The organism is Chloroflexota bacterium (assembly GCA_035652535.1).
In the GTDB taxonomy this organism is placed as follows: Bacteria; Chloroflexota; UBA6077; order UBA6077; family SHYK01; genus DASRDP01.
Genome location: DASRDP010000161.1, coordinates 1 through 24,383 on the forward strand (window position 1 = coordinate 1; position 24,383 = coordinate 24,383).

28 protein-coding genes are annotated in these 24,383 nt (G+C 64.5%); 17 read left to right on the forward strand and 11 right to left on the reverse strand.

All coding sequences use genetic code 11. The annotated features are described in order from the left end of the window. Nucleotides 1–100: 100 nt before the first annotated feature. On the reverse strand, nucleotides 101–1,066 hold the full coding sequence (locus tag VFC51_19780; protein ID HZT09270.1) for an N-acetylmuramoyl-L-alanine amidase: 966 nt from the start codon (nucleotides 1,064–1,066) through the stop codon (nucleotides 101–103). A gap of 120 nt (nucleotides 1,067–1,186) precedes the next feature. On the opposite strand from VFC51_19780, the gene recF reads away from it, so the two are divergent. From recF to VFC51_19800, 4 genes are all read left to right on the forward strand, one after another. After that, nucleotides 1,187–2,401 (forward strand): DNA replication/repair protein RecF, encoded by a 1,215-nt coding sequence (recF, locus tag VFC51_19785; GenBank protein HZT09271.1) that lies wholly within the window; start codon nucleotides 1,187–1,189, stop codon nucleotides 2,399–2,401. Further along, entirely contained in the window at nucleotides 2,398–2,715 is a 318-nt protein-coding gene (locus VFC51_19790) for a twin-arginine translocase TatA/TatE family subunit (protein HZT09272.1), read from the forward strand. The genes recF and VFC51_19790 overlap by 4 nt, the downstream gene beginning before the upstream one ends. Before the next feature lie 131 nt (nucleotides 2,716–2,846). Next, nucleotides 2,847–3,386, forward strand: coding sequence for a bifunctional nuclease family protein (locus VFC51_19795; GenBank protein HZT09273.1), 540 nt, complete (start codon nucleotides 2,847–2,849; stop codon nucleotides 3,384–3,386). A gap of 44 nt (nucleotides 3,387–3,430) precedes the next feature. Further along, nucleotides 3,431–4,123 carry a molybdenum cofactor biosynthesis protein MoaE gene (locus VFC51_19800; protein HZT09274.1) on the forward strand — a complete coding sequence of 231 codons (693 nt, stop codon included), beginning with the start codon at nucleotides 3,431–3,433 and terminating at the stop codon, nucleotides 4,121–4,123. A 9-nt stretch (nucleotides 4,124–4,132) separates the two neighbouring features. Here the strand turns inward: VFC51_19800 and VFC51_19805 are convergent, their stop codons facing one another. After that, nucleotides 4,133–4,828: an SdpI family protein gene (locus VFC51_19805; GenBank protein ID HZT09275.1), complete on the reverse strand. Its 696-nt coding sequence runs from the start codon at nucleotides 4,826–4,828 to the stop codon at nucleotides 4,133–4,135. Nucleotides 4,829–5,106: 278 nt separating this feature from the next. On the opposite strand from VFC51_19805, the gene rsfS reads away from it, so the two are divergent. Together rsfS and VFC51_19815 are read left to right on the forward strand one after the other, a co-directional pair. Further along, nucleotides 5,107–5,487: a ribosome silencing factor gene (rsfS, locus tag VFC51_19810; protein ID HZT09276.1), complete on the forward strand. Its 381-nt coding sequence runs from the start codon at nucleotides 5,107–5,109 to the stop codon at nucleotides 5,485–5,487. Between the two features lie 17 nt (nucleotides 5,488–5,504). Then, nucleotides 5,505–5,687: a hypothetical protein gene (locus VFC51_19815; GenBank protein HZT09277.1), complete on the forward strand. Its 183-nt coding sequence runs from the start codon at nucleotides 5,505–5,507 to the stop codon at nucleotides 5,685–5,687. A gap of 9 nt (nucleotides 5,688–5,696) precedes the next feature. On the opposite strand, the gene VFC51_19820 is transcribed toward VFC51_19815, so the two are convergent. Continuing rightward, the gene (locus tag VFC51_19820) at nucleotides 5,697–7,133 is read right to left on the reverse strand and encodes an FAD-binding oxidoreductase (protein HZT09278.1); all 1,437 of its coding nucleotides are present in this window, start codon (nucleotides 7,131–7,133) and stop codon (nucleotides 5,697–5,699) included. A 128-nt stretch (nucleotides 7,134–7,261) separates the two neighbouring features. Here VFC51_19820 and VFC51_19825 point away from each other — a divergent pair, with 128 nt between their 5' ends. The 10 genes from VFC51_19825 (at nucleotide 7,262) to VFC51_19870 (ending at nucleotide 16,488) form a co-directional block, all read left to right on the forward strand. Then, complete coding sequence (locus VFC51_19825) at nucleotides 7,262–7,789, forward strand: cytochrome c (GenBank protein ID HZT09279.1); 528 nt, start codon at nucleotides 7,262–7,264, stop codon at nucleotides 7,787–7,789. Nucleotides 7,790–8,144: 355 nt separating this feature from the next. After that, a complete protein-coding gene (locus tag VFC51_19830; GenBank protein ID HZT09280.1) occupies nucleotides 8,145–8,438 on the forward strand; it encodes a hypothetical protein in 294 nt (97 codons plus the stop codon). Then, entirely contained in the window at nucleotides 8,439–9,005 is a 567-nt protein-coding gene (locus VFC51_19835; GenBank protein HZT09281.1) for a cytochrome c3 family protein, read from the forward strand. An 18-nt stretch (nucleotides 9,006–9,023) separates the two neighbouring features. After that, nucleotides 9,024–11,360: a molybdopterin-dependent oxidoreductase gene (locus VFC51_19840; GenBank protein ID HZT09282.1), complete on the forward strand. Its 2,337-nt coding sequence runs from the start codon at nucleotides 9,024–9,026 to the stop codon at nucleotides 11,358–11,360. Between the two features lie 48 nt (nucleotides 11,361–11,408). Next, on the forward strand, nucleotides 11,409–12,203 hold the full coding sequence (locus VFC51_19845) for a 4Fe-4S dicluster domain-containing protein (GenBank protein HZT09283.1): 795 nt from the start codon (nucleotides 11,409–11,411) through the stop codon (nucleotides 12,201–12,203). Between the two features lie 54 nt (nucleotides 12,204–12,257). Beyond that, nucleotides 12,258–13,616 carry a hypothetical protein gene (locus VFC51_19850; protein HZT09284.1) on the forward strand — a complete coding sequence of 453 codons (1,359 nt, stop codon included), beginning with the start codon at nucleotides 12,258–12,260 and terminating at the stop codon, nucleotides 13,614–13,616. Between the two features lie 74 nt (nucleotides 13,617–13,690). Beyond that, nucleotides 13,691–15,064: an NrfD/PsrC family molybdoenzyme membrane anchor subunit gene (gene nrfD, locus VFC51_19855; protein ID HZT09285.1), complete on the forward strand. Its 1,374-nt coding sequence runs from the start codon at nucleotides 13,691–13,693 to the stop codon at nucleotides 15,062–15,064. 123 nt (nucleotides 15,065–15,187) lie between these two features. Beyond that, entirely contained in the window at nucleotides 15,188–15,721 is a 534-nt protein-coding gene (locus VFC51_19860; protein ID HZT09286.1) for a DUF3341 domain-containing protein, read from the forward strand. Nucleotides 15,722–15,732: 11 nt separating this feature from the next. Further along, complete coding sequence (locus VFC51_19865) at nucleotides 15,733–16,299, forward strand: c-type cytochrome (GenBank protein HZT09287.1); 567 nt, start codon at nucleotides 15,733–15,735, stop codon at nucleotides 16,297–16,299. Between the two features lie 6 nt (nucleotides 16,300–16,305). After that, nucleotides 16,306–16,488: a hypothetical protein gene (locus VFC51_19870; protein ID HZT09288.1), complete on the forward strand. Its 183-nt coding sequence runs from the start codon at nucleotides 16,306–16,308 to the stop codon at nucleotides 16,486–16,488. A gap of 37 nt (nucleotides 16,489–16,525) precedes the next feature. On the opposite strand, the gene recN is transcribed toward VFC51_19870, so the two are convergent. The 3 genes from recN to VFC51_19885 are packed head-to-tail and all read right to left on the reverse strand — an operon-like array spanning nucleotide 16,526 to nucleotide 20,058. After that, nucleotides 16,526–18,334, reverse strand: coding sequence for a DNA repair protein RecN (gene recN, locus VFC51_19875; GenBank protein ID HZT09289.1), 1,809 nt, complete (start codon nucleotides 18,332–18,334; stop codon nucleotides 16,526–16,528). Nucleotides 18,335–18,349: 15 nt separating this feature from the next. Continuing rightward, a complete protein-coding gene (locus VFC51_19880) occupies nucleotides 18,350–19,225 on the reverse strand; it encodes an NAD(+)/NADH kinase (protein HZT09290.1) in 876 nt (291 codons plus the stop codon). Beyond that, on the reverse strand, nucleotides 19,222–20,058 hold the full coding sequence (locus VFC51_19885; GenBank protein ID HZT09291.1) for a TlyA family RNA methyltransferase: 837 nt from the start codon (nucleotides 20,056–20,058) through the stop codon (nucleotides 19,222–19,224). The genes VFC51_19880 and VFC51_19885 overlap by 4 nt, the downstream gene beginning before the upstream one ends. A gap of 72 nt (nucleotides 20,059–20,130) precedes the next feature. Here VFC51_19885 and VFC51_19890 point away from each other — a divergent pair, with 72 nt between their 5' ends. Then, nucleotides 20,131–21,093 carry a decaprenyl-phosphate phosphoribosyltransferase gene (locus VFC51_19890; GenBank protein HZT09292.1) on the forward strand — a complete coding sequence of 321 codons (963 nt, stop codon included), beginning with the start codon at nucleotides 20,131–20,133 and terminating at the stop codon, nucleotides 21,091–21,093. A gap of 122 nt (nucleotides 21,094–21,215) precedes the next feature. Here the strand turns inward: VFC51_19890 and rpsI are convergent, their stop codons facing one another. From rpsI to VFC51_19915, 5 genes are all read right to left on the reverse strand, one after another. Further along, nucleotides 21,216–21,626, reverse strand: a complete 411-nt coding sequence (gene rpsI / locus VFC51_19895) for a 30S ribosomal protein S9 (GenBank protein ID HZT09293.1) — start codon at nucleotides 21,624–21,626, stop codon at nucleotides 21,216–21,218. Then, complete coding sequence (gene rplM, locus VFC51_19900) at nucleotides 21,623–22,072, reverse strand: 50S ribosomal protein L13 (GenBank protein HZT09294.1); 450 nt, start codon at nucleotides 22,070–22,072, stop codon at nucleotides 21,623–21,625. The genes rpsI and rplM overlap by 4 nt, the downstream gene beginning before the upstream one ends. 1 nt (nucleotide 22,073) lies before the next feature. Further along, entirely contained in the window at nucleotides 22,074–22,847 is a 774-nt protein-coding gene (gene truA, locus VFC51_19905; GenBank protein HZT09295.1) for a tRNA pseudouridine(38-40) synthase TruA, read from the reverse strand. A 70-nt stretch (nucleotides 22,848–22,917) separates the two neighbouring features. Further along, nucleotides 22,918–23,271 (reverse strand): 50S ribosomal protein L17, encoded by a 354-nt coding sequence (gene rplQ / locus VFC51_19910; protein HZT09296.1) that lies wholly within the window; start codon nucleotides 23,269–23,271, stop codon nucleotides 22,918–22,920. 30 nt (nucleotides 23,272–23,301) lie between these two features. After that, nucleotides 23,302–24,363, reverse strand: coding sequence for a DNA-directed RNA polymerase subunit alpha (locus VFC51_19915; GenBank protein HZT09297.1), 1,062 nt, complete (start codon nucleotides 24,361–24,363; stop codon nucleotides 23,302–23,304). Between the last annotated feature and the right edge of the window lie 20 nt (nucleotides 24,364–24,383).

Consider the following 24,383-nt stretch of genomic DNA (forward strand, 5'->3'; position numbering starts at 1 on the left):
GTGTTCAGCGCGCGCAGGTCGCGGTAATACGCCTCGAGCTCCGGGTTGTCTTCGACGTGGCCGTGGGGGTGCTCCTGCTTCATGGTCCGCGAACCTCCTCCTACCCTGAGGGGTCTGGCATGGCCCCGATCTCCAGCTCCAGGTACCGAAGAATTCCATTCGCGATTCCCTCCGCCGGCAATTCTGGCCGGTTCGTCAGGAGGGCGCGGTCTCCGGCGTTCGTCAAATACCCGGTTTCGATAATCGCCGCGGGCGTTCCGAGATCGATCGCGTGTTGGTACCGGCGAGTATTGAACGCGTAATAGTAGATCATCCGCCGACTGATGTGGGCGTCCGAGTCGCGCGGAAGGCCTGTCGTCGTCGCGTACTCACGATACAGCGTATCGACGAACACATCGTCCGCGTCGGGAATCGAGCTGAAGCCCGATCGCGCGATCTTATAGCCCGCGTAGCTGCCGTTCGCGTCGCCGTCGGCGTGGATCGCGACGAACGCGTGGGCGCGATAGCGAATCGGCACCGTTGATGGAAGAAGATCGACCGCTACGCCCGCGTCCTCCAGGATCTCTTTCACCTTGTTGGCGATCAGGAGGTTCACCTCCCACTCCTGCCAGCCCCCAGCGGAGGTGCCGGGAGACAAGTTTCGGAGCTCGTACGGCACGTCGCTGGTCTTCCAGTGGCCGGCTTGAATCCCGACACGCTTTTGCCCGGGTGGGTCCCATACCGGGCTGGGGGGCAATGGGTTGGAGAAACCGGACCGGAAAAGCGCAGGGCCGAGCGGGGCTGGCTCCCCATCTGGCAGCGGGAACGATGGAAAGTCACCGGTCCCGTCGAAGGCTATCGGCGTCCGAGCATCGTCGGAAGCCACTGGCGTCCGCCCATCATCGGGCCAGTCGAGCGCTCCCGCGGATTCCTGATGTTGCGGCGCCTCCGGAGTCGGCGCGACGCGTGGGACGACACACGCCACCACGATCGGAACCATCGCGAGGAGGACGACGAGGGCGATTCCGGCGCCAGCGCGCCCCGCGCGCGTCGCACGCGGATCGTGCTCTGCGGTGCGGGGCGTCATCGAATTTCCCTGTGGTCATGAAATGTCGCGAGCACGATCGAGTTCGCCGTCCTCCATTATAACGACCGGCGCTCGAAGAGGACCGACGGGGACCATCCGGCCCCACGGTACAATTTCTCTGTGCATCTTCAATCAGTTCAGCTCACAAACTACCGCAATTTTCGACGGTTAGCGTTAACCCTCGAAGACGGTCCGACAATTATCGAGGGGCGAAACGCCCAAGGGAAGACAAACCTTCTGGAAGCGGTCGAGTTGCTCGCAACGACGAAGTCCGCGCGGGCGAGTTCGGACCGCGAGCTGATCAACTGGGCCATTCTCGACAGCGCACGGAACGAAGGGAATCCACTCGAAGCGTACGGCAAGATCAGCGCGATCGTTGCCCATGAGCGCGGAGACGTACGGGCAGACGTAATCCTCCGGGTCGCGGAGGCCGATGGCGCCGCGCCCACGGTGACGAAGGCTTTTCGGCTCAACGGGGTTCCCCGACGGGCCCTCGAATTCGTGGGCGAGATCAACGTCGTCTCCTTCGCGCCAGATGACGTTGCGCTCGTGGACGGACCGCCGAGCGGGCGCCGTCGATATCTCGACGTGATGAACGCGCAGATCAGCTCGCGCTACCTGCGGACCTTGCAGCGGTATGGCAAGGTCCTGATCCAGCGAAATGCGCTCCTTCGCCGCGTCCGCGAGAACGGGCGGCCAGATTCGTCGCTGTCCGTGTGGGACGAAGAGTTGGCGAGTAATGGCGCGCTCCTGTTGCAGGAGCGAGCGCGCGCGGTTGCCGCCCTGGGCGCACGGGCGGATAGCTGGTTTCGTGATCTCGGAGGCTGGGGCCAACACCTACAGATCACGTACCGACCGGGGATCGCCGACGGGCAAGCCGAGCCGCTCCACAACCTTCCGGCCCAGGGGGATGATGCGCTCGGTCGTATCCACGCCGCGTTTTGCAGGGCCCTGGAAGACGCCGCGCCCCGCGAGCGCATTCTGGGCATGTCCCTCGTCGGGCCCCACCGGGATGACCTCGCGTTCGTTGTCGACGGGGTGGACCTGAATACGTTTGGGTCTCGGGGCCAGCAGCGCCTCGCGGCCCTCAGCCTCAAGCTTGCCGAGCTGGACCTCATGAGCGGGGCGACCGGTGCGCGCCCGATCCTTCTCCTGGACGATGTGCTGAGCGAGCTGGATCAACAAAAACAGGCCTCAGTGCTGCGCGTGGCCGCCGCGAGCGGGCAGACGCTCCTCACGGTGACATCCTTTGATGCCGTGCGCGATGCACTGCCGAACGCCTCGGCTCTACACTTAGAGGCGGGAGCGATCGAGCCGTTGAGGAGAGCGCGATGAACTTTCTCGGAATGGGGCCGATGGAGCTCGTGGTCATCCTGGTGCTGGCGCTGGTCATTTTTGGCCCCGAGAAGCTGCCGGAGATCGCGCAACAGGTGGCCCGGGCCGTGCGCGAGGTGCGACGCCTCAGCACGGAAGTCACATCGGAAATCCAGCGCGAGCTGGAGCCCGAGCGGCCGACCACAACCCCGACGGAGTCGGTCAGCCGGCCGGCGCCGTCGCCCCCGCCGCCTGCGCCCAATGGGACGACCATTCAACGGCCTGCCCGGGCGAAGTCGCCCGCCGACGACCGCGAAATCGAGCCTCCGTACTGATCGGCGGCCGGGCGCATCGCGCCCCGCCGGCGTTCTAGCGGGGCCACCGGGCCGATGATACAATTGTCTGACCCCTCGCGTCCGGGGGTCGTCGCCGCTTCTGCCGCCTCGAATCCTAAGGAGCTGGGAACTTGATCGAGGTATTTGTCGAAAGCATCCGTGTGAACATGGCGAATTACAAGCGCGTCGTGATGCTGAAGGAAAAAGACTCGAGCCGGTACCTTCCCATCTGGATCGGGCACTTTGAGGCGGATGCCATCGCCATTCCGATGCAAAAGGTCCCAGTCAGTCGCCCCCTCACCCATGACCTCTTGAGGCTTGCGATCACCGCGCTCGGGGCGCGACTGGAGCGCGTGGTCATCAACGACCTCGCCGACGAGACCTTCTTCGCCAAGCTCATCCTCGAACAGGACGGTCGAAGCGTGGAGGTAGACGCGCGGCCCAGCGACGCCATCGCGCTCGCTATTCGCACGGAGGTGCCGATTTTCGTCGAGGAGCGCGTACTCGACTCCGCCGGGATGGTGTTCGACGGAGAAGGCGAAGCCGAGGGCGAAGGTAAAGAGCGCGAGGAGAGCACGCCGATCGACGAGGAAAAGCTCTCCGTCTTTCGCCAGTTCATCAATACCCTCGACATCGATGACACCGAAAAGGGCGGCGAGGGAAAGGCGTGAGTGGCCGAGCCCGCCGATGAGGCCGCGCGAGGCGTGAGGCGATGATGCTCTCCGTGCGACTCTTCGCATCGATTCGTGAGGTCGTCGGCGCCAACACCCTCCAGATCGAGCTCCCCGAGAACGCCACCGTGGACATGTTGACGCGGGCAATCCAGGCCCGCTACCCGCAGCTCCGCGAGCTTCCAGGGGCGCGAGTCAGCGTCAACTTCGAGTACGTCGACGCCAACCATCCCATTCGCCCGAACGATGAGCTTGCGGTCATTCCTCCGGTCAGCGGCGGCAGCGGCCATTTCGAGATCACACGAGACGAATTGACGGCCGACGGAATCGCGAGCCTCGTCGGGTCGCCGGACTGCGGCGCCGTTACCGTATTCCTGGGAACGGCTCGGCGGATATCGCGCGGGCGAGAGGTTGAATACCTGGAGTACGAAGCGTATCCCGAGATGGCGATCCGCAAGCTCGAGCAAATCGCGGAGGAGATCCGCGAGCGGTGGGGCACGAGCCGAATCGCCGTGCGCCATCGCGTCGGGCGGGTGGATCTCGGCGAAGCGTCTGTGGCGATCGCCGTGGCGACAGAGCACCGCGCCGAGGGCTTCGCCGCCTGTCAATACGCCATCGACCGACTGAAGGAGATCGTCCCCATCTGGAAGAAGGAAGTGTGGGTCGGCGGCGGAGAATGGATCGGGTGGGATTGCGCGGTCGACCCAATGCTGGAAGCGGCCCCTCCGCGTGGTTGACGGTGGCCGCTACGACTCCTCCGCAACCCGACGGCGCGGGTCCAGCCTCCAGAGGCGGTACGAATAGGCCATAACCCCGGCCAGAAAGACGCCCACCCAGCCAACGAAGCCACCCATCAGCAGCAGCTCATTCCCGTAGAGCGCGAGAAATACGACCGATAGTCCCATAGCGATGAGCGCACGGCCGGCCATATGCTGGCTCCGCGTCCACGCGAGATCGCTCGCCAGAGTCCACGGCGTGCGCACGCCCAGCAAAGATGTTCGCTGCACGTTCCCCAAATGGTAGCTGCCCAGAATGATGAACAGGATGCCGATCTCTGTTTGCACGACCATCGCAGGAGCAGCGCCCGCGGCCATCAACACCGTGACCGCGTGGTTTCCCGAGATAGCGAGGAGACACGTCACCCATATGCCCGCCCAAATGCCGGCATACGTTTCCTCACTGATTCCCCACAGCGCACCGCGAGTCAACCGTCCCGATAGCGCCCTGGGCACGGCGGCGAATATCACGGATACGAGGCACGCAACGATCGGAAGCTGCAGCAGCGCCTGGACTTTGTACGCGTAACGATCGGGTGTACCGTTGGAGGCCCAGTGCACGGCGATCCGCGCGCCCGGCGGCAGGTGCATCCAGGCCCACATGCTCATCGCGATCATCGCCGCGACGATGGCGACGCTCGCGACGATACTCGGTCCTCGATTCATGGATGTGTCTCCGAAGCTGGAAGATCACCGTGTGGTTACGGTTGAAGCGCAAAAGTGTAACGACTGACGCCAGGTTTTTTCTACATGTCGATCGTGGAACCAGCATCCACTAGACACAGCACGATCACAGGACCAGCCTCCTCCGGGAGTGCGTCCGGTGGTGAGGGATATAATCCTAAGCGGGATGCTGAAGAACGCTCGGACACCGCCCGCGGTGGGCGAGTCGTGGTGCGACGCGCCCGTCGACGGACTCAGCGTGAGCGGTTGTTCGGCACCCCATGCAACGGGCGAGTGAGTCGGGAGCGGCGCGACTGGAGGCACTGGACGTCGCGAAGCAGATCGTCGAGATCGCTTCAGACAAGCAGGCGAGCGACATCGTCGTTCTCGACCTGAGACGCATCTCGCTGCTGGCGGACTACTTCGTGGTTTGCAGCGGAAGCAGCGAACGCCAGATCACCGCCATCGTCGACGCAATCATCGATTCCCTGCGGACGACCTGGCATCTTCGCCCGCTGCGCCAGGAAGGAACGCCGGCATCGGGATGGGTGCTCCTCGATTACGGCGACGTCGTCGTGCATGTCTTTGCGCCCGCTGAACGCGATTACTACCAGCTCGAGGAGCTATGGTCGCACGCGCTCCCGGTCGTTCGAGTCCAGTGACAGAAGGGATTGAGACAATGGACCCAAAGCGCGAGCAACTCTTCGCCCTCGGCGTGGCGGTGGGGACGGCTTTGGGATTCGTCTTGGGCTCGCTCGTCGCGCTCCGTCTCGGAGACGACGCGGTGGACGCCCTGCGCCGGACAATCGAGCGAATCGCGGGCCACGAAGAGCGGCCCAAGTTCGAGTACCTGCTCCAGTAGCCCTGTCGCCTACAGCGCCAGCTTCCCCGGATTGAGCAGCCCGTTCGGGTCTAACGTCTGCTTTAGTCGCCGGAGAAGCTCCAGACCGGTGCCCAGCTCCGATGCCATGAGGTGGGATAGACGTACCCCCACGCCGTGGCAGTACTCCATCGACCCGCCCAGCTCCTGCGCGATTTGCAGGCCGAGGTCTGTTCCGCGATCGAGCTCATCCGGGGCTCGCGGATCGTCCGGAAACTGGTGCTCAAACCGCACGGAGTACAGCTCGGGCATCCCCCAAAGACCGGACGCCTTCACCGCCAGCCGACACGGAGCGAGGGCGGCCGCGGCGCGGCGGCGAAATTCGAGGATTGCCGAGACCGGCAGACTCAGGTTCACGTACGCACTCGTCCACCTCCGCACGCGATGGGTCTGCGCCACGCCCAGAGGGTCGGCGCGCCGTTCGCGAACCCAGCGCTCGGCGGAGGAATGACGCGTGTCCCAGAACTCCTGAACCTCAGTCGGATCCAGGCGAGCCCCACCGTGGCCCAGACAGATCTCGTCCGCGCGCGCCCGCTGCGCCGCCACCTCCTCGGCGAAGCCCTCGAAGGCGAGGTACATCGGCGACGGCAGGTCGACGAGCGACCCCAGGCGGAGCGTGCCCCGGGCCGGCTCGTCCTCCTCGAAATCGATCATCGAGGGACGAAGGGCGACCGAGAACATGTCGACGACGGCGCGCAGGCCGGCCTCGAAGTTCGCGAAGCGATATCCGGACAGCTCCCGGCGCTCTGGGACAGGAAAAAGCTGAACGTCCACTTCTGTGATGACGCCAAAGACGCCTTCCGCGCCGATGAACAGGCTCTGCAGCGAGGGGCCGACCGACGCCTTCGGCACCGCCTTCGTTCGAACCACGCATCCATCGGCGAGCACCACTTCGAGCCCGAGCACCTGGCTGCCCATGGGGCCGTACTTTCCAGCCAGATATCCGACTCCGTTGGTGGATACAGCGCCACCCACGCTGGCAATCGGCTGACTCCACGGATCGTGTCCGACCATCAATCCATGCTCGTTGGCGGCCGCATCCAAGGCACCGAGCAAGACCCCAGGCTCCACCCGAGCGGACCGATCCTTCCGGCTGATCGACCGGATGCCATCCATGCGGCCGAGGTCGATCACGATGGAGCCTTCCAGCGGCGATGCGCCGCCCTGAACGCCCGTGCCTGAGCCGTACGGAACGACGCAGGCTCCCAGGGTCCGCGCAACCTGCAGGGTGGCACACACGTCCGCCACGTTCCGAGGCTGCACAGCGACCAACGGAGGAGCGATGGGGCGGGAAAGGGGGAGCTTCGATTCCGCGACGCCCCAGGCGATCCCGCGATAGGCGGCGAGGGCGTTTCGATCGGCGACGATCCGTTCGTCGGGGATTTCGGCCCGAAGCGCCGCCGCGACGTCGGCTGCGAGGTCGACCACGGTGTATTGCCCCAAGAAGATGGGCGCGTGCGCGCCCCGACTCGGATTCTACCACGCCCCTCGAAGGCCGCCGTCGCCGGTAGCGGATGGTCTCGCATCCCTGCTATAACAGTGCCCCGGAGGTTTGGATGCATAGACCTGGTATGCGGCTGTCAACCGGCTCCTCGACTTCGGGACGGCAGCCCACCGCACACAGGAGGATTCGCGGGACGCTGGCCGCTCTCCTGACGGGGCTCGCGCTCCTCAGCGGCTGCACCCCCAGCCCCGGACCGAATCCGGCCATCCACCTCGGTCCTAACCTCTCCGCGGCATCCCTGAACGCCGATCCAAACGTGCCCGGCGACCCGAACATCGGGCGCCAGCTTTTCACAGACAGCAAGTTCTATCCTCCTAGCGGCTGCGCAAGCTGCCACACGCTTCGAAACGTCAGCTCCGGCATCTATCCCGGCGCGCCGAATCTCACGAATGTCTCGCTCCGACCGACGCTGGCGGACAACGCCCTGCAAAACACGCCTGAGCAGATGAAAGCGTGGATCATGGACCCGCCATCCCAGAAGCCAAACGCGAAGATGCCGAAGCTGCAGAACATGACAGACGCGGATGCCGAGAATCTGACGGCGTTCCTGTACAGCCAGCCGTTCAATCCAGAGCAGTAGCCAGCCAGGGGACGAACCGCCCCCGTAATCCGAAAGGGAGCTCGCCGTATTACTACACCGCTGCGTGCCGCCCCATGCCGAGGGGAACCGTTCGAGCGCTGGTTGCGCACCGACTTGCGCATGGTGCAGAATGACGCGGCCCTCAACGGGTACCCGTCCGGGTGGCGATGTGCCGCGGGCGGTAAGGGCAGAATCCTTGTTCCAGCTCAAACATAACGCCTAGGTTTGCTGGGCACTCAGGGAACGATATCGCACAAAACTTCGAGATCGTCGAACATCCGGGGGTGGGTGAAGCACGCGCCCGGACCGTCAGGACGACTCGCGGGCAACTTCAAGGGCGGAGACAGGGAGCTTCATGGACCCAGTCATTCTCAGTACCGATCAATGGCTGCGCCTCAGCTCGAGCCTCCGGTTTCTCGTTCTCTTCGTGGGGCTGGTCGTGAATACCGCAATCTCGTTTCTCTTCGCCCACGCCGTCATTCCGTCGCTCGTCGGCTCGGGAGACCTTCCGCCAGGCGCCGAACGCCTGCGTGGAATTCTCTATCCGATTTCCGCAGTATCGGCCGCGCTGACGATCGTTGCATTTTCGGTTTCCATCGCGGGATTTGTAGCGGTGATCATGCAGTTCTACCCGCGGTTTGCGATCTAGATGCTGATCGGCCTCCGACGGCTCGTCCTCGTAGCCGTACCCGCCGTCGGTATCGCCGCCCTTATCGCATTTATTACCGTCCTTGCTCCTCCGATGCTGGCGAGCATTCCGCATCCCGCGCCGAAGGAGCCGATCCATTTCGACCACAGCGTGCACGTGCAAACCGCCGGCCTTGATTGCACCTTCTGCCATCGAACGACCGCGATCGGGGCGACGGCCGGGTATCCGGATGTGCAGCAGTGCATGTTCTGCCACCAGGTCATCGCCTCGACGACCGCGTCGAACGCATCGCTCACGACCGCCGAAGCGCAGGACTCGCTCGACAAGATTCGACAGGCGTGGCAACAGCAGCAGCCGGTCAACTGGGAGCGCGTCCATCGAATTCCCGATCACGTGCGCTTCCTCCACGAGGCGCACATCAATGCGGGCTTCCAATGTTCGACGTGCCACGGCGACGTGGGGAGCATGAGCCAGGTCGTGCAGGTCCGACCGCTAAACATGGGCGATTGTGTCGGCTGCCACCGAGACAATGGCGCGCCGACGGAGTGTGCGACGTGTCACAAGTGACGACGAGGGGTATGCGCCATGGGACGTGAGGAGCGGCGCAGCCAGGACGCGCCCCCGCCTGGATTGAGCCTGACTCGCCGCCAGTTCTTGCTGGGCTCTGCCGCCTCCGCGGCAGGAGCCGTGATGTTCGCGAGCTGCGCGCCGCCCCCAACCTCGGAATACGAGGGGCAAAGCCGGGTCAGCGTCTCGAACGACGTTCTCACGGCCTTCGAGAATATGTACGCCACCGGCTGTCAGCAGTGCGGCGCCGGCTGTGGAGCTGTCGTTCGGGTGGTGGAGGGCAGATCCAAGAAGATCGACGGCAATCCAGACCATCCCGTGAATTTCGGCAAGATGTGCGCCCGCGGGCTCGCGGCGGTTGAGGAGCAATACCACCCGGATCGGATCGAGTCGCCGCTCCGACAGACCGGCCCGCGAGGCCACGGCGTCTTCAGCCCCGTCTCGTGGAATGATGCCCTCGACGTCCTCGTCACCCGTATCGGGAACCTCCAGCAGGCTGGCCAGGGGCGGAACGTCGCCTTTCTGACGCCGCCGCTCCGGGGCCACCGCGCCCTCATCGCCGATCGCTTCTCGCGAACATTGGGCGCCCAGTGGCTGACGCTGGAGACAATCAATGAAGCGCCCTTCCGCGAGGCAGTCCGGCGCGTGTTCGGCCAGGCTACCCTGCCGAGATTCGACATCCAGAACGCGCGCTACGTTCTCTCCTTTGGCGCGGACTGGCTCGGCACGTGGCTTTCGCCGGTGCACTATGGCACCCAATACGGCATCTTCCGCCAGGGGAACTACCGACTGAATCAGTTCTCGCCGAAGCAGAGCCGTTCGCGCGGACACATGGTTCACGTCGACACCCGATTCTCGATGACCGCGGCCAACGCGGACGAGTGGGTCCCGGTCCCCCCCGGTGGGGAAGGGTTGCTCGCCCTGGGAATGGCCCAGGTCATCATGTCCGAAGGCCTGGGTGACCCGAATGGCGTGCAAGCCCTGGGCGGCGCCCGCGGGCTCGACGCCTACACGCCCGACCGCGTGTCCCAGCAGACCGGGGTTCCCGCGGAAGACATTCGACGGCTCGCGCGCGAGTTCGCCAGCCAGCGTCCGAGCATCGCCATTGGTGGTGGGCTCGCGGGCGCGCAAACCAACGGCACAGACGCGCTGACCGCGATCCTCGCCCTCAACCTCCTGGTCGGCAATGTCGGCCAACAGGGCGGGGTGATGCTCAACCCACCCCCCGCGATCCAGGGCCTGCCGGCGCCATCGGCGCCGAGCCGGCTGGCCGACTGGCAGTCCCTCGCCGGGCAGCTTCGGTCTGGCCAGACGCAGGCCGTGTTGCTTCACAACGTGAACCCTGTGCACGGGCTCCCGTCCGCGCTGCAATTTCGCGAGGCGCTGATGGGTGCGCCGTTTATCGTAAGCTTCTCCAGCTTCATGGACGAGACCACGGCCCTGGCCGACCTGGTCCTTCCGTCGCATCTGCCGCTCGAAGATTGGGGCGACGACATCCCCGATCCAGGACCTGGCTTCCAGGTCGTGACCGTGCAGCAGCCAGTCGTTCGCCCACTGTACGACACGCGAAGCGTGTGGGACGTCCTCCTAACGGTGGGTGGTGAGCTCGGAGGGCCGTTTGCCGCGGCGCTCCCATGGGATACCCTGCGCGATGCGATTCGGGACGGCGCTCGAGCGCTCCAGCAAGAACAGCGCGGGAACATTCGAGACGCGGATTTCGAGCGCTTCTGGAACAAGCTGCTCCAGCAGGGCGGCTGGTGGGATGAGTCGCGGACTGGCGGGTCCCCGGGAGCGCCGTCAGTCCAGGGCTTCTCAGCGGTGCAGCCGGCGCAGTTCGATGGTGATAGCAGCTACCCGTACTCGCTCGTCGCGTTTCCGCACCACACGCTGGGCGCCGGCGAGTATGCCCATATCCCCTGGCTGCAGGCGACGCCGGACCCCATCACGAGCGCCACGTGGCAAACGTGGGTCGAGATCAATCCGGACGACGCGCGGAGCAAAGGGATCCAGGAAGGGGACATCGTCGCCATCGAGTCGCGGGACGGGGGAAGGCTCGAAGTTCCGGCGTACATCACGCCCGCCGCGCAGCGAAACGTTCTCGCCATTCCCATGGGCCAGGGCCACACAAACTACACGCGGTACGGGTCCCGGGACGGCAACATGCGCGGTGTCAACCCGCTCGATCTCCTCGCGCCGCTGACCGATCAAACAACGGGGGCTTTCGCATACGGGGCAACCCGCGTGAGGCTGACGAAGACGGGGCGCCACGTCAATATTCCGAAATTCGAAGGCAACGTCGTGCCCGTGCAGCTGCCGGGAGAAGAAGTCATCGAGATCACCCGAGGGGAACCGTGATGCGCCGCCTCCGCGCGTCACGCCTTGTGGGGCCGAGCAGGAGGATGCATGGCGCAGATTGAGCCGCCTCCGGGTGCAGTCCAGAACCCAGCGGGCGAGAGCCCGCACCAGTGGGGGATGGTCGTCGACATCGATCGATGCACCGGATGCCAGGCGTGCGTGGTGGCATGCCAGGCCGAAAACAACGTCCCCATTAACGATGAGCAGCACTTCCTCCAACACCGCTCCAAAGAGTGGATCCGGGTCGAGCGCTACTGGGAGATCAAGAAGCTCCCCGACGGCACGACGGACACCAAGAGCGTCAAGGCGCGCTTCCTGCCCGTGCTCTGCCAGCACTGCCAGAACGCGCCGTGCGAGCCTGTGTGCCCCGTGTACGCCATTTATCACAGCAACGACGGCCTGAACGTTCAGGTCTACAACCGCTGCGTGGGGACGCGCTATTGCGCGAACAACTGCCAGTGGAACGTGCGATTCTTCAACTTTGAAGACGCCGATTGGCCGGAGCCTCTCGGTTCCCAGCTCAATCCCGATGTGACGGTCCGCGTGAAGGGCTTGATCGAGAAGTGCACCTTCTGCATCCACCGCATCATGCACGCGAAGCGGAACGAGAAACTTTCGAACCGTTTGATCCGCGACGGCGACGTGCAGCCAGCGTGCGCGCAGGCATGCCCCACTGACGCGCTCGTGTTCGGCGATTGGAAAGAGGACAACAGCCGAATTAATCGCCTGGCCCGGGATCAGCGGAGCTATCAGCTTCTGGGGGAACTGGGCACCGAGCCGGTCGTCGTGTACCTGAAAAAAGTCGACCCAAACGCGGCGGAGACGCCCGCGGCGCGACGGTAGCGTTCGCCATCTCGGAGCTGACGGTAGCGTTCGACATTTCGAGACTGGATGAAGATGACTGAAGCAGCCAACCATCACGCGGCGATCCAGACGCCGGAGGAAGTTACCCACGACCTCCTCGGCAGGCTTCGCGCAACCGGCGGGGTATGGCTCGCATTTATTTTGCTCGTGCTGTTGGCAGCCGCGGGCGCCGTTCGGCTGTCGATCATGGCCGCGAGTGGTCCGCAGCCGCTCACCAACTGGGGCTACGCCGCGGCAACGCTCGCATTCCTCGTGTCCACCGCGCAAGCCGCGCCCATTTTGTCGTTCGCGTCTCGCCTTGCCAAAGGCTACTGGGCCATCCCGATCCGTCGCGCTAGCGACCTCCTCGGCATCTCAGGGATTGTAACGACGCCGCTTTTCATCGTGCTCCTGTTGGCGCTGCCCGATTGGCGGGGCCGGGTGAGTATCTGGAACGCGAATGAAACATGGCCCGGCGCCCCCTTCGTGTGGGACACGATCGCCATCCTCCTCCTGACCGTCGCTGGCCTCGCAATCATCTACGTCGGATCCCTGCCCGACCTCGCGGCGGCTCGAGACGTACACGGCAGCCGCCTCGCGGGCATCCTGGCTCTCGGTTGGCATGGCCGAGGGCGCCAGTGGGCCGTCCTGTCGACCGGAATCATCCTCCTCGGCGGCTTCTACCTCATGTGGTTCCCGTACGTTCACCTCTTTGTGGTCAGCGATCTGGGAATGGCGCTCGTGCCGGGTTGGAAGAGCTCCCTCATGCCTCCATACCACGCCGTCGCGGGCCTGCAGGCGGGGCTGAGCACCGCGCTCGTCATATCGCTCGTGCTTCGGCGCGTGGCGGGGCTCGAGCGCTACATCGGAATCGACCCCTTCTGGGGCGCTTCGAAGATTTTGCTCGGGCTGACGCTCCTCTTCTTCTACTTCACATGGGCGGAGTTTCTGCCCATCTGGTACGGGCGAACTCCGGAGGAGATCGGCCTCATCGGGACGTTGATGCTCGGCCCGTTCCTTCCCCTCATGGTCGGCTCCTTCGTGCTCAACTTTATCGCTCCTTTTGTCCTCCTGATCTGGAACCCGATTCGAAAGAGCGCGATGGGGCCAGCCCTCGTGGGACTGATCATCGTCATCGGGAACTTTGTCGATCGGGTACGGATCTATGTCGCTTCCTGGTCCGTCGCAGGGCCGGTTGGACAGGAGATCACGACGTATCCACCGATCCGGCCTCCGCAGGTCGGTGACATCGCGATCATCGTGGGCGCCCTCGCAGCGCTGGGCCTGCTATACATCGCAGCGCTCCGCGTGCTTCCGCCCATCTCTCTGTGGGAGTACAAAACGACGCTCTTGCTCCGGGCCGAGCGACGATTCGGAAGAACCGAGGTGGGGGTCGTTGCGAAGCCACGCTAGCCGCCCGAAAGCATGGACGCCAGCACGGAAAGCGGTTTCGAGGACGAAAATGAACCACACAATGAGGGGGGCCAATGCAGGAACGGCGTGATCTGGCAGCGCCCAAGATCAACGCGGATCTGCTGAACTTTGCGCTGAAGACGCCGCTCTGGTTCTGGGGCGCAGCGATCGGCCTCGGACTGATCTTCGGCGCGGGCGTGATCTCATTCATCCTGATGCTGTGGTTCGGGCTGACGCTCCTCGGATACACCTACGTACAGTATTGGGGCGTTTTGATCACCAACTTCGTCTTCTGGGTTGGTATCAGCCACGCCGGCGTCATGATCTCCGCGATCTTACGGTTGACCCAGGCCGAGTGGCGGCGCCCCGTGACCCGCGCCGCGGAGGTCATGACCGTCTTCGCGCTCGCCACCGCCGCCACGTTCCCGCTCATTCATACGGGCAGGCCGTGGCGCGTGCCCTATTGGGTGTTCCCATACGACTTCTCCCGGGGGATCTTCCCCGACGTCCGGTCGGCACTGATCTGGGACCCGAGCGCGATCTTCACCTACCTGTCGTCGAGCGCGATGTTCATCTTCATCGCGTTGATTCCCGACCTCGCCATCGCGCGCGAGCAGTCGACGGGCTGGCGGCGGCCGTTTTATACCATCGTGTCCCTCGGCTTCCGGGGCACCAAGCGCCAGTGGCAGCTCCAGACCATCGCGGGGATCCTCCTTTCAGCATTGATCCTCCCGGTCTTCGTTTCCGTCCACTCCATCGTGTCGTGGGACTTCGCCATGGCGATTACGCCGGGCTGGCACTCGACGGTGTTCCCGCCGTACTTCGTTATCGGGGCCGTTCACTCTGGCGTCTCCGCGGTGGCGACGCTCATGGCGATCCTCCGATGGGTGTTCCATCTGGAAGACTACATTACGCCCGACCACTTCGACGCGCTGGGCAGGCTGCTCATCGTGGTGGTCAACACCTGGGCCTTCTTCTTCCTGATGGACATGTATTTCGGCATCGCGGGGCGCGAACCGGATGAACTCGCCGTTTGGGAGCTCCGCGTCTTCGAGCCGCCCTTCAATGTGATCTTCCCGGTCTTCTTATTGTGCGGATACATCATCCCCATGAGCTTCTGGGTATTCAAAAAAGTGCGGCGAAACATCCCGCTGATGTTTGTGACGTCGATCATCGCCAATGTGGGGATGTGGCTCGAGCGCTGGATCATCATCGTCCCGCCCGTATCGGAAAAGCGGCCGTTCCCGTTCATGTGGATCCCCGTGTATTCCGTCCAGCCGATCGAGGTGATCTTGGTGGCCGCCTCGTTCGCCCTCGTGAGCCTTGGCATCCTTCTTTTCTCGAAGTTCTTCCCGATCATTCCGCTCTTCGACATCAAAGAGGGTCAGGTCCTGAAACAGACAGTCCGGGTTGGACGAGTCACCGTTCCTGGGATTATTCGCGAATGACCCGCAACCAGCGAAGCCGTCCCCCGGAATCGTTTCGCGCGTTGGATCCGCGGCGCGGGTCATCGGTCGAACAGCGCTCGCGTGTGACCGGCGTCTTTCCAGCCCCGTAGAGGAGGTCAGCAAATGGCAACATCCGTCGGCGGAAACCTGCTTGGCTTGTTTCGCGACCCCGATCAGGTCGCCAATGCAATCGACGGATTGCGGGCCGCGGGAATCCCCGGCTCGAACATCAAGACCTATACAGACGTTCCGTATCCGGACGGCGCGTTCGGCGAGGAGCCTGAGCGACACCGGCTCTACGTGTTCCCTTTCATGGGTGGCGTTTGCGGGTTTTCCGTCGGCCTCTTGATCACGATCGGAACGCAGATGGCGTATCCGCTGGTCACCGGCGGCAAGCCGATTCTCTCGGTGCCCCCCATGGTCAACGTCATGTATGAGGGCACGATGCTGGGCGCGATCCTCTTTACCGTGCTGGGGATCATCTTCGAGTCCCGGCTGCCCGACTTCACAAGTGCGCCCTACGACCCGCGAATCAGCGAAGGGTACATCGGGCTGCTTGTGACGCGTGCCGATGGACGCCTCGATGCTGTCGAACGGGCGATGCGCGATGCCGGCGCTATCGACATCGTCAGCCAGCGCTCCGGCGCAAGGACCTAGCCGTCGTGCAGATGCTTTCGGACGCGTTGTCTCACTTCTGGGGGCTGCCGTCAGGCGCTCGAGCCGCCCGCGCCTCCCTTGCCGCCGCGGCTGTCGGTGTCGGCATCACGCTGGCTGCATGCACACCCGGGGCGTATTCGGTGGATCTTTTTCGCGAGATGCACTTTCAACCGTCCCAGAAGCTCCAGGAACCGAATCGCCTTGCCCCCCCTGTCGGCGCCGTACCGGTCAGCGGCCGCGCACCCGCCCTCACGTTCGACGAAGCAACGGACCTGCAGAATCCGGTCCCTGCCAACGCGCAGACGCTCGAGAGGGCGCAGAATATCTTTGCGGTGAATTGCGCTGCGTGCCACGGACAAAACGCCGACGGGCAGAGCCCGGTTGCCGATCGCTTCTCCGCAGCCGGGGCGGTCCCGCCGGTCAACTTCCGCGACGCCCGCGCACGCAACCGCACCGACGGACAGCTGTACTGGATCCTCACCAACGGAGTGGGCAACATGCCGCCCTTCGGCGACCTTCTCACAGACGATCAGCGCTGGACGCTCGTTCGGTACATCCGCAACGTGCAAGGTCAGTAGAGAAGAATGGGCTTCGTTATCGTCATCTTTGCCGCCATCTTTGTGGCGCCATTCGTCCTCGGCGCATTCATCATCGTGCAAGATGCCGATCGTGCGAGTCTTACCCGCTGGTTCGGATTCATCACCGTCGTCTTCGTGGTCATCCTGGTCGTCGGCGCGCAGTACCTCCTTTCGGCTGCCGCGCGCTGACAGTCAGCGGGCGTCGAGCGCGACCCATCAGGGCAAGCTACGCACAGTCGCCGCTCCCGGTTTTCCACTCCTCGGCGCGATCCAGGAGCCGCTGTGCTGTGTCGCGCAAGTCCCTTCCGCCTCCAGGACCTCCCAGCATCACCGCCAGCTCCTCCACGCGCTCTGATCCCTCGAGACGCGCCACGCGCGTGACCGTCCGTCCATGCACCTCGATCTTGTTCACGCCAAAATGCGCGTCGGCATAGGCGGCGACTTGAGGCAGGTGCGTGATGCACAGGACCTGATGCCGCCGTCCCAGCCGCCACAGCTTCTCGCCGACGACGTGGCCGAGGCGGCCACCGACGCCCTGGTCCAGCTCGTCGAAAATGAGCACAGGCGTTTCATCCGCGGAGGCCAGCGCGGACTTGAGCGCCAGCATAAATCGAGCCAACTCACCGCCGCTGGCTACCTGCGCGAGCGGTCTTGGCGGCTCCCCACGATTCGCCGACATCAAGAACTCCACGCGATCGATTCCCGTCTCGTCGCATGCCACTGGCGCATCGTGTCCTGGCGGCGTCACACCGCGATCGTCGTGCTGAAACGTAATCTGCACTACGAAGAGCGCACCTGGCATGCCCAGGGCTTCTAGCTCCGTCTGAACGGCGAGTTCCAGATCGCGGGCGACACTCTGCCTTTTTTCCGAAAGCCCGGCCGCGGCCTCTGCAACGCGCACCCGGGCTTCCCGCTCTGCACAAGCCAGCTCGGCGAGGCGCTCATCGCCGCGCTCGATTTCGGCGAGGCGGTGTGCTGCCTCGTCCCGATATGCGAGGACATCGTCCAGCGTCGCGCCGTACTTCCGCTTCAGATCGGATAGCAGCAGCAAGCGCTCCTCCACGAGGGAGAGCGCTTCGGGATCCTCCTCGATCGCGTCGCCGTACCGCCGCAGCATGCGCGCCAGGTCTTCCGCCATATCGACCGCGTCGACGACGCGATCCGTTCCCACATCGATCTGGGAATCGAGGCTGCTGATCTCGGTGATCCGGCTCGCCGCCGTGCCGAGCAACTCGATCGCCCCGGGCGCTTGGTCGCTACCCTGGAGCGCCTCGTAGGCTGCGCGTGCCAGCTGCCGAAGGCGCAGCGCGTTCTGCAGCCGTCCCCTGCGCGCGACGAGCTCTTCTTCTTCTCCGACGGTGATGCCAGCCGCGTCGATCTCATTCACCTCATGGCCCAGCAGGCTGGCCTCCCGGCGCGCCTGGCGTTCGCCACTTTCAATACGTGCGATCTCTCGACGTACTTCCATCCAGGCGCGGAATGCGGACGCCATCTCTTTCCGATCGGACACGGCCCCCGCATACCGGTCCAGGAGCTCGACGTGCTCGCGGACACGAGCAAGGGAGAGATGCGACGCCTGGGAATGCACGTCGACGAGGGCGGTGCCAACTTGCTGGGCGGTTGCCAACGGCACGCTGCGGCCGTTGATTCGCGCGATGCTCCGCCCCGCCTGGACATCTCGGGACAGGATGAGCTGGTCGTCATCCGGGTCTATCCCCATGTCCAAGAGAACGCGCGCAATGCTGGATTCCCGGGACACGCCGGCGAACACCGCGTCCACTGACGACCGAGCGGCGCCAGCGCGGAGCCAGCTCGAATCCAATCGATCGCCCAGGGCTGCGCCCAGGGCATCGATGATGATCGACTTGCCCGCGCCCGTCTCCCCGGTGATGGCGACGAGCCCGCGAGACCACTGGACGCGCAGCTCGTCCACGATGGCGAATTCGCGCATGGCCAACTCGACGAGAAGAGCCCGCGGATGCGCCGAGCCGACGCCGTCGATGGAGGCTGGTGAAGCCTGCTCGCGATCTGCCATTCCCGAATCCGCCGGCTAGTCCAGTTTGCTGAGGATGCGACTGTAGAGATCGCCCCGCGCGCCCCGTCGCGCGAAGAGCGTCGTCTCATCACCTCGGCGCGCGTCCACGATGGCTCCATCTCCGAGCAATTCGTCGACTTGTCCGTCGACCGTGATCACCGCCGGCTGCGTTGTCCAGACCTGAAGTCGGAGCGGCACGTCGCCCGGCAGGACCAGGGTCTTCAGCGACGTGATGTGCGGACAGATCGCGGTCACAACCAGGTCCGCGGATTCTGGAGCGAGAACGGGGCCACCCGCCGCGAACGAATACGCCGTGGAGCCCGTGGCCGTCGCAACGATGACGCCGTCACAACGAAACGAATGCAGCGGTCGACCTTCCATGACGAGGTCGACCGTCACCGTGCGCAGGGATTGACCGCGTCCGACGACGACATCGTTGAGAGCGATGTGCGCCAGCGGGCTTGATAGCGTATTGGAGCAGGGATCCACCGCGCCCGCGTCGATCACCTCTGCCCGCAGCATGGCGCGGCGGTCGACCCAGTAGTCCCCGCGAACGTACGGCTCCAGGGCGGTCGGCAAGTCCTTGGGCAGCAGCTCCGCGAGGAAGCCCAAGCGGCCCATCTGGACGCCGACGATTGGAATGGCCCAACCGCCCAGCCAGCGCGCCGCGCGCAAGATCGTTCCGTCGCCGCCGAACGTGACCACGAGTTCGACGCCGTCAACCAACGGCTTCGATTCCAGCTCCCTAACGGACAAAACGAGGGAATCGCGCCCCCAAGCTTCGAGATGCGTGACGCAGCGCTCGACGAGGGGAACCGCCTTCTCAACGGCTGGCTGATAGACGAGCGCAACACGGCCGCTCGAGGTGCGCCCCCGTTCAGCAGCCGTCATATGGTGCCGGTGTGCGCCTCTTCGAGGGCACGATCGATCTCGTCGTCCACCCACGTCTCGCGAACGCAAGGTCCCGAAGGTCGAACCACGCCTGATCCATCGATGCGCACGTGCGCCAAAAACTCGACGTTCCCGTCCGCGCCCCGGATTGGTGACGCGGTCAATCCCAGCAACGCGTGGCCGGCGAGTCGGATCGCTTCTGCGACGCTTTCGAGCACCTCACGGTGCGCCCGACGATCGCGGACGATTCCGCCCTTGCCGACCCGGCCTTTCCCAACCTCGAATTGTGGCTTGATCAAGGCAATGAGCGTGGCTTGCTCGTCCGAAATCCGAGCCACCGCCGGAAGGAGCACGCGAATTGCGATGAACGACGCGTCCAACACGACGAGACTCACCGGCTCGGGGAGCTGTTCCAGATACCGGGCGTTCGTCCGATCCATGACGACGACGCGCGGATCGACGCGCAGCGACCAGTCGAGCTGGCCATATCCGACGTCAATGGCGTACACGCGCCGCGCCCCATGCTGCAGCAGGCAATCCGTGAACCCGCCGGTCGAGGCCCCAATATCCGCGCAAACGCGGTCTCGAACGTCGATTCCGAAATGCGTAACGGCGTGCGCGAGCTTGACGCCGCCGCGACTTACGTAGGTCGGAGCAGGGATGACATCGAGCGACAGATCGTCGGGAACGCGCTGACCCGGCTTGGGGAATGCCAGCCCCCGCGCATGGATCCGACCTGCGAGCACCAGGGCGCGCGCCTTTTCTCGCGTGGGCGCATGTCCTCGTCGAACGAGCAATTCGTCGAGGCGGATTCGCGCGGTTGGAGGAGCCATCACCGAAGTATACCCAGTGTTGATTGCCGCTCCGGCCTACCCCTATAGTATCCAGACAAGGAGCGCTGCCTAGTGAGTCGAACAACCAGTGCAGCCGCGCTCGCCGAGCTCGTCCCCACGCCCTCACGCTCGGCGCGGTTCCCCGTCGCGATCGTCCGTGAGGTTCGCCCCAAGCAGTGGCTCAAGAATGGCCTCATCTTTTTTGGCCTCGTCTACGCCCTGCACGTCACGGACCTAGCTCTCGATCTCCGCGTGTTGATCGCCTTTGCGGCGTTCTGCTGCATTTCCAGCGCGGGGTATGTATTCAACGACTTGCGCGATGTCGAACGGGATCGGCTACACCCCACGAAGCGCTATCGACCCATCGCGGCGGGGCAAATCTCGAAGCCAGCGGCCGCGCTTCTCTCCTCGGGGCTGTTCGTCGTCGGCTTTGGGCTCGCCTTCGCTCTCGGCGTGCCGTTTGCCATTGTCTGTCTGTCGTACGTCGCCATCAGCGCCTCGTATTCTCTCTGGTGGAAGCACGAGGTGCTCCTGGACGTGTTCTGCATCTCCGCGGGCTTCGTCGTGCGCGTGATGGCCGGCGCCGTGGCCGTCAACGTCCCCATCTCGCCGTGGCTCTACGTGTGCACCGTTCTCGGCTCGCTGGTGATTGCCCTCGGAAAACGCCGGGCAGAGATCGCCGAGATGGATGACGAGGCGGAGAAGCACCGGCCATCCCTCGAGCACTACACCATTGAGTTCCTGGACACTCTGATCGTCATCACGGCGACGGCGAGCGTCATGGCGTACTCGCTCTACACGTTCTCCGCCGAGAACGTGCCGCCCAACCACCTGATGATGATCACGATTCCCATCGCCCTCTACGGCGTGTTTCGGTACCTATTCCTCTTGCACGTACGCGGCCTCGGCGGCAGCCCTGAGGACTTGCTGCTGGCGGACCGAAGCCTGGTAGTCGCCGTCGCGCTGTTCTTGGTTCTCAGCGCCGGAATTCTCTATTGGGGCGCAGGGGCCTCCGTGACGACCCCGCTGACCTGATCGGGCTTCGGTTTCCCGATAGCCGCGGACCGCGTGACGCTTGGACCCCCCTTGCGCCGGGGGGCCAACCTTTTTGCCCCCGCCGCGCAAAGTCAGTCCGCGGCGCCGGTCCCGGCAGCGTGTTATCGCTTCGTGTACTGGGGCGCCTTGCGCGCCCGCTTCAGCCCTGGCTTCTTCCGTTCCTTGGCGCGGGAATCGCGGGTGAGAAGTCCCGCCTGGCGCAGCGGGACCCGATGCGCCTCGTCGATCTTCACCAGGGCGCGCGCGATCCCGTGGGTTATCGCGGCCGCCTGACCGGTGATGCCACCGCCCGTGACCTTCGCGAGAACATTAAAGGACCGGTGCGTGTTCGTGATGCGGAGCGGGAGGGTGATCAGGTTTTGCCAGAGAAGGCGCGGGAAGTACTCCTCCATCGGGCGCCCCCCCACAATGACGTTCCCGGTCCCCGGCTGCAGGAGCACGCGCGCCACCGCAGTCTTTCGTCCACCAACGGCGGTCGTTCCGTTTCGGGGAGTTCGCGGACCTCGAATCATTCTGCTTCCGATCCTCCAGCGCTCGTGACCTGCGCCCCGTGAGGGTGCGTCGGGCCCGCGTACACGCGAAGCTTTCGAAACATCGCCCGCCCCAGGGAATTCTTCGGGAGCATTCCGCGCACCGCGTGCTCGATTACCCGCTCGGGCCGCTGCCCCATGAGCTTCTGCAGGCTCACGGCTCGCAGCGATCCGAGGTAGCCCGAGTGGCGATAATACATCTTCTGGACAGGCTTGTTCTTGCCAGTGATGCCGACGCGCGCGGCATTCACCACGACAACGTAGTCACCCACGTCCATGTGGGGGACAAACGCCGCCTTATGTTTCCCGCGAAGCAGCTGTGCCACTTCGCTAGCAAGCCGGCCGAGCGGCCGATCCGTCGCGTCGAGGACGTGCCATTCGTGATGGACGTCCACGCTCCGTGGACTATACGTACGCGTTGAATCCATCCTATCCCCCAGCGGAATCACCGGAATAGGTGACCCCAAGCAGTGTCAGCCCGCGGGCAGGCGCGGTAGGTCCCGCACCGGCGCGCTCTTTCTGTTTCATCGATTCGGCCAATTCCTGGGGCGGCGCCTTCCCGAGGCCGATCAATATGGACGTGCCGACGATGGTGCGCACCATGTGCCGAAGGAAGGCATCAGCTTCGATCGTGAATTGCACATCTGGTCCATCGTCTGCTCCCCGGCGCCAGGACGCGGCGCGCACGGTTCGCACCGTGCTGCGGGGCCAATCATCCTGCGTCTTGTGGGTATGGAATGCCGCGAAGTCGTGAGTTCCCACCAGCGCCTGACAGGCCGCGTCCATCGCCTCGACGTCCAAGGACGCGGGCACGTGCTCCACCCAGCGCCGCTTCCACAGATTCGGCTCGGGTGCATTCCAGATCGTATAGCGATACGCCCGCGACCGCGCGCTCCGGCGCGCATCGAAGCCGTCCGGCGCGTCCGACACCGCCCGCACGTACAGGTCATCGTCGACGAGGGCATTGAGCGCGCGCTTGAGCTCTGCACCGCTGATCGACGACGAGCAGGTAAAGCTCACCACCTGAGCCAAGGCATGGACTCCGGCGTCCGTGCGCCCCGCCGGCGTGACGCGAACGGGCTCTCCGAGCACGCGCTGGAGCACTGTCTCCAACTGACCTCCGACGGTTCGGGCGCCGGGCTGGGGCGCGAATCCACGAAAATCTGTTCCATCGTACGCGATGTCGAGGCGAACGGTTCGCATCTTCCTACATGGCCCATGCCGCTCGGCCTACCAGGCTGCGGGGACGCCCGTGCGCGCCTCTCCCATCCCGTTAGAATGCCAGCTCGACCTGCGCCATGGGCGCGCTGTCACCGCGCCGTGGTCCGAGATGGATGAGCCGGACGTATCCGCCCGGCCGATCGGCAAATCGCGGAGCCAGCTCGTCGACGACCTTGTTCGCAATGGCGACATCGTAGAGGTGCGCGATGATCTGGCGGCGCGCGTGCAGGTCCCCGCGCTTTCCCAACGTGATCAGCTTCTCAGCCAGCGACCGCAGCTCTTTCGCCTTGGGCTCGGTGGTTCTGATCCGTTCGTACCGAAACAGGTCGGTGGCTTGATTTCGCAGAAGCGCGCTCCGATGACCCTCGTCACGCCCGAGCTTTCGCTTCCCAACCCTGTGTCTCACGACTTCACCTTCCTCACGCAGCGGCGCTCACTAGCGCTCGTCCTCTTCGCCCTCGTCGTCTTCGTCGCTGTATTCGCGATAACCGCGCACCCGCGCGTAGCGCTCCTCGTCCTCTTCGACCTCTTCTTCCTCGTCGTATTCCGAGGGCCCGGCCTCGCCATCCGCGGTGGTCACGATTCCGTGCCGCGCGAGCTTTTCGTGCAGCTCTTGCAGGGACTTCTGCCCGAAATTGCGCAGGCCCAACAGCTCATCCTCGCTCATCTGGAGGAGCTGCCCGACCGTGGTGATCTGCGAGCGCTTGAGACAGTTGTACGTTCGCGACGAGAGGTCGAGGACCTCGATGGGCATGTCCTGGAGGCGGGAGGGGATTGCGCCCGGGCCGATCGATGCCTTTTCGACGCGCTGGACGGTCCCACTCAGCTGCGCGAAGATCTGGAAATGGTCGATGAGGATCTGCGCCGCCTGGGCGAGCGCCTCCTTGGGCCCGATGCTCCCATCGGTCTGGATCTCAAGGATCAGTTTATCGTAGTCGGTCCGCGCGCCGACGCGCGTCTTCTCCACGCGGTAGTTCACGCGGCGAATGGGCGTGAAGACCGCGTCGATCGGGATCACGCCGATGGACGGCGCCTCGCGCCCGTCGCCCGTCAGATAGCCGCGCCCTTTCTCGATCGTCAACATCATCTCGAGGCGGGTGTCGGCATTGTCGAGCGTGGCGAGCGTGACTTCTGGGTTTACGATCTCGATCTCCGGTGGGACCTGGATGTCGCCCGCCGTCACGACCCCCGGGCCGCTGCTCTCGAGCCGAACGCTGACCGCGTCATCGGTGTACGATTTCAGCCGAACCTGCTTCAAATTGAGGATCAGCTCTGTCGTATCTTCACGGACGCCGGGGATGCTCGAGAACTCATGATAGACGTTCTCGATTTTGATAGCGGTGATCGCCGCGCCCGTCAGTGACGACAGGAGCACTCGTCGGAGCGCATTCCCAAGGGTCAGACCGAACCCGCTGATCAGCGGCTCGATCTCGAATTGGCCCAGCTCCCCCGAGAGGAACACCGTCTCCACGGCAGTGGATGCAATTTCTTCCTGCAACGTTGAATTCTCCTTCGCGC

What these genes read in the sequence shown, in the direction of transcription:
- VFC51_19860 (HZT09286.1), top strand. Translation starts at nt 15,188, where the DNA reads ATGGCAACATCCGTCGGCGGAAACCTGCTTGGCTTGTTTCGCGACCCC.
- VFC51_19880 (HZT09290.1), bottom strand. Translation starts at nt 19,225, where the DNA reads ATGACGGCTGCTGAACGGGGGCGCACCTCGAGCGGCCGTGTTGCGCTC.
- VFC51_19865 (HZT09287.1), top strand. Translation starts at nt 15,733, where the DNA reads ATGCTTTCGGACGCGTTGTCTCACTTCTGGGGGCTGCCGTCAGGCGCT.
- recN (HZT09289.1), bottom strand. Translation starts at nt 18,334, where the DNA reads ATGGCAGATCGCGAGCAGGCTTCACCAGCCTCCATCGACGGCGTCGGC.
- VFC51_19840 (HZT09282.1), top strand. Translation starts at nt 9,024, where the DNA reads ATGGGACGTGAGGAGCGGCGCAGCCAGGACGCGCCCCCGCCTGGATTG.
- VFC51_19885 (HZT09291.1), bottom strand. Translation starts at nt 20,058, where the DNA reads ATGGCTCCTCCAACCGCGCGAATCCGCCTCGACGAATTGCTCGTTCGA.
- VFC51_19825 (HZT09279.1), top strand. Translation starts at nt 7,262, where the DNA reads ATGCATAGACCTGGTATGCGGCTGTCAACCGGCTCCTCGACTTCGGGA.
- VFC51_19780 (HZT09270.1), bottom strand. Translation starts at nt 1,066, where the DNA reads ATGACGCCCCGCACCGCAGAGCACGATCCGCGTGCGACGCGCGCGGGG.
- truA (HZT09295.1), bottom strand. Translation starts at nt 22,847, where the DNA reads ATGCGAACCGTTCGCCTCGACATCGCGTACGATGGAACAGATTTTCGT.
- VFC51_19850 (HZT09284.1), top strand. Translation starts at nt 12,258, where the DNA reads ATGACTGAAGCAGCCAACCATCACGCGGCGATCCAGACGCCGGAGGAA.
- VFC51_19830 (HZT09280.1), top strand. Translation starts at nt 8,145, where the DNA reads ATGGACCCAGTCATTCTCAGTACCGATCAATGGCTGCGCCTCAGCTCG.
- VFC51_19815 (HZT09277.1), top strand. Translation starts at nt 5,505, where the DNA reads ATGGACCCAAAGCGCGAGCAACTCTTCGCCCTCGGCGTGGCGGTGGGG.
- rpsI (HZT09293.1), bottom strand. Translation starts at nt 21,626, where the DNA reads ATGATTCGAGGTCCGCGAACTCCCCGAAACGGAACGACCGCCGTTGGT.
- VFC51_19800 (HZT09274.1), top strand. Translation starts at nt 3,431, where the DNA reads ATGCTCTCCGTGCGACTCTTCGCATCGATTCGTGAGGTCGTCGGCGCC.
- VFC51_19870 (HZT09288.1), top strand. Translation starts at nt 16,306, where the DNA reads ATGGGCTTCGTTATCGTCATCTTTGCCGCCATCTTTGTGGCGCCATTC.
- nrfD (HZT09285.1), top strand. Translation starts at nt 13,691, where the DNA reads ATGCAGGAACGGCGTGATCTGGCAGCGCCCAAGATCAACGCGGATCTG.
- VFC51_19790 (HZT09272.1), top strand. Translation starts at nt 2,398, where the DNA reads ATGAACTTTCTCGGAATGGGGCCGATGGAGCTCGTGGTCATCCTGGTG.
- VFC51_19805 (HZT09275.1), bottom strand. Translation starts at nt 4,828, where the DNA reads ATGAATCGAGGACCGAGTATCGTCGCGAGCGTCGCCATCGTCGCGGCG.
- rplM (HZT09294.1), bottom strand. Translation starts at nt 22,072, where the DNA reads ATGGATTCAACGCGTACGTATAGTCCACGGAGCGTGGACGTCCATCAC.
- rsfS (HZT09276.1), top strand. Translation starts at nt 5,107, where the DNA reads ATGCAACGGGCGAGTGAGTCGGGAGCGGCGCGACTGGAGGCACTGGAC.
- VFC51_19835 (HZT09281.1), top strand. Translation starts at nt 8,439, where the DNA reads ATGCTGATCGGCCTCCGACGGCTCGTCCTCGTAGCCGTACCCGCCGTC.
- VFC51_19845 (HZT09283.1), top strand. Translation starts at nt 11,409, where the DNA reads ATGGCGCAGATTGAGCCGCCTCCGGGTGCAGTCCAGAACCCAGCGGGC.